Genomic DNA, 5,519 nt, shown 5'->3' on the forward strand with positions numbered 1-5,519 from the left:
ATCAAAATCAGTATAATCCTGAGTAAAGACAAAATCCGCGGAAATCACCGCTGCCATGCTGGCTATTGAGCATATTTCGCAGGTGTGGGTATTAGGTAGATGCCAACCGCAGCGGGCGTTCCGGTTGCTCAGCCTATTTCACCCTGCCGATGATTTATGACAGCTGCTGTTGTACAAACGAGATGATGTCTTCTTCATCGCGGGGATCGAACCAATGAAAAGCGGGATCTTTCCGGAACCAGGTCAATTGTCTTTTTGCGTATTGGCGGGTATGTGTTTTAATATCATCGATGGCCTGATCCAGGGAGATGTGTCCATCGAGGAAGCTGAAGATTTCCTGGTAGCCAACGGTACGTAAAGCGTTGTGTTCGCGGTAAGGGGTTACCGACCGAACTTCTTCCACGAGGCCGGCGTGTACCATGTGGTCTACGCGTTGATGGATACGCTGATGTAATATTTCTTTGGGTGGGGTGATGCCTATTTTGATGATATTGAAATCGCGTTGTGAGCGGGTGGCGCTGCGGAACGTGGTAATGGATTGTCCGGTGGCGTCCAGTACTTCCAGTGCGCGGATCAGGCGTTGGGGGTTCTGGGTTTCGGCGGTAGCATAAAATACGGGATCGCGTTCCTGTAGTTGCTGTTGCAGCCATTGCAGGCCGTAAAGGGCAAACTGTTCGTTCAGATGGGTGCGAATACCGGGGGCAATGGCCGGCATATCGTCGATGCCTTCTGCGAAGGCCCTGATATAGAGACCGGTACCGCCGCACATGATGGCGATATCATTATTTTCAAATATTTCGGTAGTGTATCCGAGGGCGAGTTTTTCGTAGATGCCTGCATTTACTTCTTCCTGAATACTATGTGAGTCAATAAAGTAGTGTGGTACTGCCGCCAGTTCTTCCGGGGAAGGTTTTGCGGTACCGATACTAATTTCGCGGTAGCATTGCCTGGAATCCGCAGAGATAACGGCTGTATTAAACAGTTGTGCCAGTTGAACAGACAGCGCTGTTTTACCTGAGGCGGTAGGCCCTGCGATAATGATAACAGTTTTTTGCATAAACGAGTAGTAGAATTACGAATTTCAAATTACGAATTACGGATTTGTGGCTAGATAATAGCGAAGGCTCTTCGCTTTACCATCTATCCGCAAATCCGTAATTTGAAATTCGTAATTCGTAATTCGTAATTATTTTAAAAGCTATTATCTTCTTCTGCGCCGAATTCTTCTGCGCCATCGCCGCCGAGGGCGTCACTTTCTTCACCTTCTTCCCCAAATCCGTCGGCATCCATGCCTTCTTTATTGAGGTCGTATTTTTCTTCCATTTCCACGAGTTTATCGCCGACGAGGCCTTTGGTACCGTATTGACTTGGTGCGAGTCCTTCTTTACGTACGCAGGCAGGATATACTATTTTATTGTTTTCGTCTTTGGATACACCGATCAGTTCTACCAGGAAAGACCAGTTTTTAGCGAAGTCGTAGAGGTAGATAAATTTCTGATTAGGATCTTTTACGGCAACGGCTATCACGGTATCGGCCATGAGCAGGGGTTCTGCTTTACGTGGCTGATTGTCGGCTTCCAGGATAATTTCCCGGCCGCGTTGCCAGTTGTCATTGCTACGGAAAAAGGTAGCCTTATGTTTTGAATCAAATTCGAATGCTTGCAAAATTGCTTGGTGAAATGCTAAAAACGTCTGATTCGGCTTAATGGCAATGTCTCTGTAGACACTTTCATCTTCTTCCCAGTAAACTCTGAATTTCAAAACCGGCATGACAAAAAAGGTTATAAGTTATATAATGTTTAAACAGGCTGCAGTTAGCGGTAGCTCCTAAATGCTAGTGAATTCTTTATTATGGTTATGTAAAATTACCAATTTTATTTTACCGGACTTAGATTCAATGCGCCTGCTTTTTCCAATAAAAAAGCATATGCTGCATCGTAGGTATTTGGGATTTCGCCATCCAGGATGGCTTCTCTGATGGCGCTTTTCAGATCGCCTACGATCCTGCCGGGTTTCAGCCCAAATGTTTCCATGATCATTTCGCCGGTTACAGGGGGCTGCCAGTTGCGGATCCGGTCGCTCTCTTCTACTTCTTTCAACCGCTTGCGTACCAGTTCAAAATTTTCGAGGTAACGTTTTACCTTGGCTTTATTTTTTGAGGTAATATCCGCTTCGCAGAGCATCATGAGTCCTTCTATATCGTCTCCGGCATCGAACAGTAATCTGCGGATAGCCGAGTCTGTTATGTTCTCTTTTGTAAGGCTGATGGGACGCAGGTGGAGTTCTACCAGTTTCTTTACCAATCTCATTTTATCACTCAATGGTAATTTCATCCGGGTAAAAATACGCTGCACCATTTTACCTCCCACCGCATCATGGCCATGAAAAGTCCAGCCATGACCGGGTTCAAATTTTTTGGTGGCTGGTTTGCCGATATCGTGTAATAGTGCGGACCAGCGGAGCCAAAGATCCCGGGTATTTTCCGAGATATTGTCTACCACCTGCAAGGTATGATAAAAATTATCTTTGTGCCCCTTCCCTTCATTCATCTCCACGCCGACCATATCGATCATTTGGGGGAAAATAATTTTGAGCAGGCCGGCTTTGTATAAAAGATCCAGTCCTACAGAGGGTTTGGAGGAGAGCATAATTTTATTAAACTCATCTGTAATTCTTTCCTGGGAAATGATACGGATGCGTTCTGCATTCTCCTGAATGGCGGTAAAGGCGGATGCTTCAATGGTGAATTGCAGTTGTGATGCGAAGCGGATAGCGCGCATCATGCGCAGGGGGTCATCACTGAAAGTTTGGGCCGGGGCCAGTGGGGTACGGATAATTTTCTTATCAAGATCCGCGAGTCCTTCGAATGGATCGATCAGGGAGCCATAATCTGCATCTTTCAGGCTGATAGCCATGGCATTAATCGTAAAATCACGGCGATTCTGATCATCTTTCAGGGAACCTGCAGATACTTCCGGATTACGTGATTCCTGGCGATAGCTTTCTTTGCGGGCGCCCACAAATTCTATTTCCAGCTCATTCCATTTTACCTGAGCGGTACCATAAGTTTTAAAGAAACTAACGGGAATGTTGTTGCCTAAGCTCTCTGCGACCTTATGTGCAAGGGCAATACCATCGCCTACGCACACAATGTCCATGTCTTTTGTCTTCCTACCCAACAGTTTATCCCGCACGAAGCCACCGATCAGATAAGCAGGCACCCCCAGTTCATGGGCTGCTAATGCTATCTTTTCCAGCACTTTTCTTTCCTGCAGGGAGCAGGGTATGTCCAACGGCTTGCTGCTGATCATATAAAAATATTCCTGTTAAATTTATTCCTTTCGCTGAAACCAGGGCGCAAATGTAATAAATAAACGTTTTTAATCCCGGATTATCGCTATAGATCCGTCTTTGTTTATCCTGATGATCCTGGAGGCGATGTTGTTGGCGGCTTCTTCCTGCCGGTGTTTCACTATATAATCCACTCCATTGCGAATATCGTCCGTTACATCAGAAAAGCGGGCCGGGGAAGGCGCTCCGCTGATATTGGCAGAAGTGGATACCAATGGTTTACGCAGTCTTTTTATGAGGTGGCGGCAAAAGGGATCTTTCACAATACGGATGGCAATACTGCCATCTTCGCTGATGACATTGGGAGCCAGGCCCAGCGCGCCTTCATAGATCACCGTAGTAGGACGGGTGAAGCCTGCAATCATATCCGCGATATCGGGCCGGGGATTGGCGATAAAATGCAACAGGTCCTTCACATCTGCCAATAATATTACCAGGCTTTTGCTTTCACTGCGCTTTTTCAGGTCATAGACTTTCTGCACCGCTGCTTCATCCGTAGCATCGCAACCGATGCCCCAGATCGTGTCTGTAGGATAAAGGATCAGGCCACCATTACGCAGTACCGGCATCGCCGCACTGATATCATCTTCAAACATTTGTTTATTAATTATTTAGTTGTTTATATACTTTCATCATGGCCGCTGCACATTTTTCAGGCGTAAATCGTTGTGCATGCTGCCAGCCTTTTTCCTGCATCTGTTTCACCAGCGAAGGGTCGTCCACTACCCGTTTCATGGCATTGGCAATAGATCCGGGGTCCAGGGGATCGACATATAGTGCCGCATCTCCCGCTGTTTCAGCAAAACAGGAGCCATGGGACGTGATTACCGGCGTACGGCTCCAAAGGGCTTCCAATATAGGAATCCCGAAGCCTTCGAAAAAAGAAGGATAAATCAGCGCCATCGCTCCCTGGTATAGCCCCGGCAGCTCACTGTTTTCCAGTCGTACGTGTTCATTGAGAAAGATCACCTGTTGCGTAAGACCATGGGCCGCGAGATATTCCTTTACTTTTTTCTTATAGCTGCTACCATTGCCCAGCACCACCAGGGGGATATTCATCGCTCCTTTTAGTGTATTCATGGCCGTTACAATGCCCAGCAGATTTTTGCGCTCAATCAGTGAGCCTACATACAGAAAATATTGGGAGGGCAGCAGATATTTAGCGCCCAGAGCAGCGATGTCGTCGTTAGTCCAGGTAACGCCAAAAGCAGGATCGCAGCTTTGGTATACCACGGCAATTTTATTGGCCGGGGTATGATAATACGTCATCAGGTCCTGCTTTGTTTGCTCACTGATAGCTACTACCATATCCGCGTGCCGGCATGCATATTTTGCCTTGCGGCGATAAGTAAATACGTCTATCCGGTTATATTGCTCCGGGTATCTTTCAAAAATAAGATCGTGCATGGTGACCACCGAACGGATACCACTTTTATGAATACCGAAGGGCAACTCATGGCTGAGGCCATGAAACAGATCCAGCTGATAACGCAACAGATCCTTCACCACAAAGCGACTACGCCAGGCCGATTTAAACCAGCGGTGCAGCGGCTTTTCGGGCAACACCACCTTTAGTTCCGGTAAAGCGTCCAGGTTGTACATGGCCGTTTGCTTAGGGGCAAACAGGTAGTACTCATCTTCCGGAAAATCCTTTACCAGAGATGATATGAGGGTACGGCTATAATTCCCTAAACCTGTATTATTCTGGAACGCGCGCTTGGCATCGAATCCTATTTTCATGGGGCCAAAATTACGAATTAGGAATTACGAATTAGAGATTTGTGAGGAGAATACCTGTTATTATCTTATACAAATCCGTAATTCGTAATTCCTAATTCGTAATTTCCCATTCTAGGTATTATGTTTGCAAAAAAAAACGACAATGGAATTACAACAACAAATACTGGCTGCCTGGGCTGATCGCAGCCTCTTACAGGAGACGCAGTACACAGATGCAGTAAAAGCGGTTATAGAAGCAGTAGATAAAGGACATCTGAGAGTTGCAGCACCAACAGAAAACGGCTGGCAGGTGAATGAATGGGTGAAACAGGCCATATTAATGTATTTCACTATTCAGCCTATGGAAACAATGGAAGTTCCTCCATTTGAGTTCTATGATAAAATGAAATTGAAGTCCAACTATAAAGAACTGGGCGTTAGAGTTGTAC

At 46.3% G+C, this 5,519-nt stretch carries 5 protein-coding genes and 1 pseudogene; 1 reads left to right on the forward strand and 5 read right to left on the reverse strand.

Going from position 1 to position 5,519, the window contains the following annotated elements:
- Positions 1-154: 154 nt before the first annotated feature.
- The 5 genes from miaA to VIP81_RS20470 form a co-directional block, all read right to left on the reverse strand.
- Positions 155-1,057, reverse strand: coding sequence for a tRNA (adenosine(37)-N6)-dimethylallyltransferase MiaA (gene miaA, locus VIP81_RS20450; protein ID WP_331965495.1), 903 nt, complete (start codon positions 1,055-1,057; stop codon positions 155-157).
- Positions 1,058-1,191: 134 nt separating this feature from the next.
- Positions 1,192-1,770 (reverse strand): IS1096 element passenger TnpR family protein, encoded by a 579-nt coding sequence (locus tag VIP81_RS20455; protein ID WP_331965498.1) that lies wholly within the window; start codon positions 1,768-1,770, stop codon positions 1,192-1,194.
- Positions 1,771-1,874: 104 nt separating this feature from the next.
- Positions 1,875-3,311, reverse strand: coding sequence for a CCA tRNA nucleotidyltransferase (locus VIP81_RS20460; protein WP_331965500.1), 1,437 nt, complete (start codon positions 3,309-3,311; stop codon positions 1,875-1,877).
- A gap of 69 nt (positions 3,312-3,380) precedes the next feature.
- Positions 3,381-3,947 carry an L-threonylcarbamoyladenylate synthase gene (locus tag VIP81_RS20465; protein ID WP_331965503.1) on the reverse strand — a complete coding sequence of 189 codons (567 nt, stop codon included), beginning with the start codon at positions 3,945-3,947 and terminating at the stop codon, positions 3,381-3,383.
- A 7-nt stretch (positions 3,948-3,954) separates the two neighbouring features.
- Positions 3,955-5,091, reverse strand: coding sequence for a glycosyltransferase family 1 protein (locus VIP81_RS20470; RefSeq protein ID WP_331965506.1), 1,137 nt, complete (start codon positions 5,089-5,091; stop codon positions 3,955-3,957).
- Between the two features lie 142 nt (positions 5,092-5,233).
- On the opposite strand from VIP81_RS20470, the pseudogene VIP81_RS20475 reads away from it, so the two are divergent.
- A pseudogene (locus VIP81_RS20475) lies at positions 5,234-5,519 on the forward strand (2,3,4,5-tetrahydropyridine-2,6-dicarboxylate N-succinyltransferase); the annotation flags it as partial.

The sequence above is a fragment of the Chitinophaga sp. genome (assembly GCF_036566945.1).
GTDB lineage: Bacteria > Bacteroidota > Bacteroidia > Chitinophagales > Chitinophagaceae > Chitinophaga.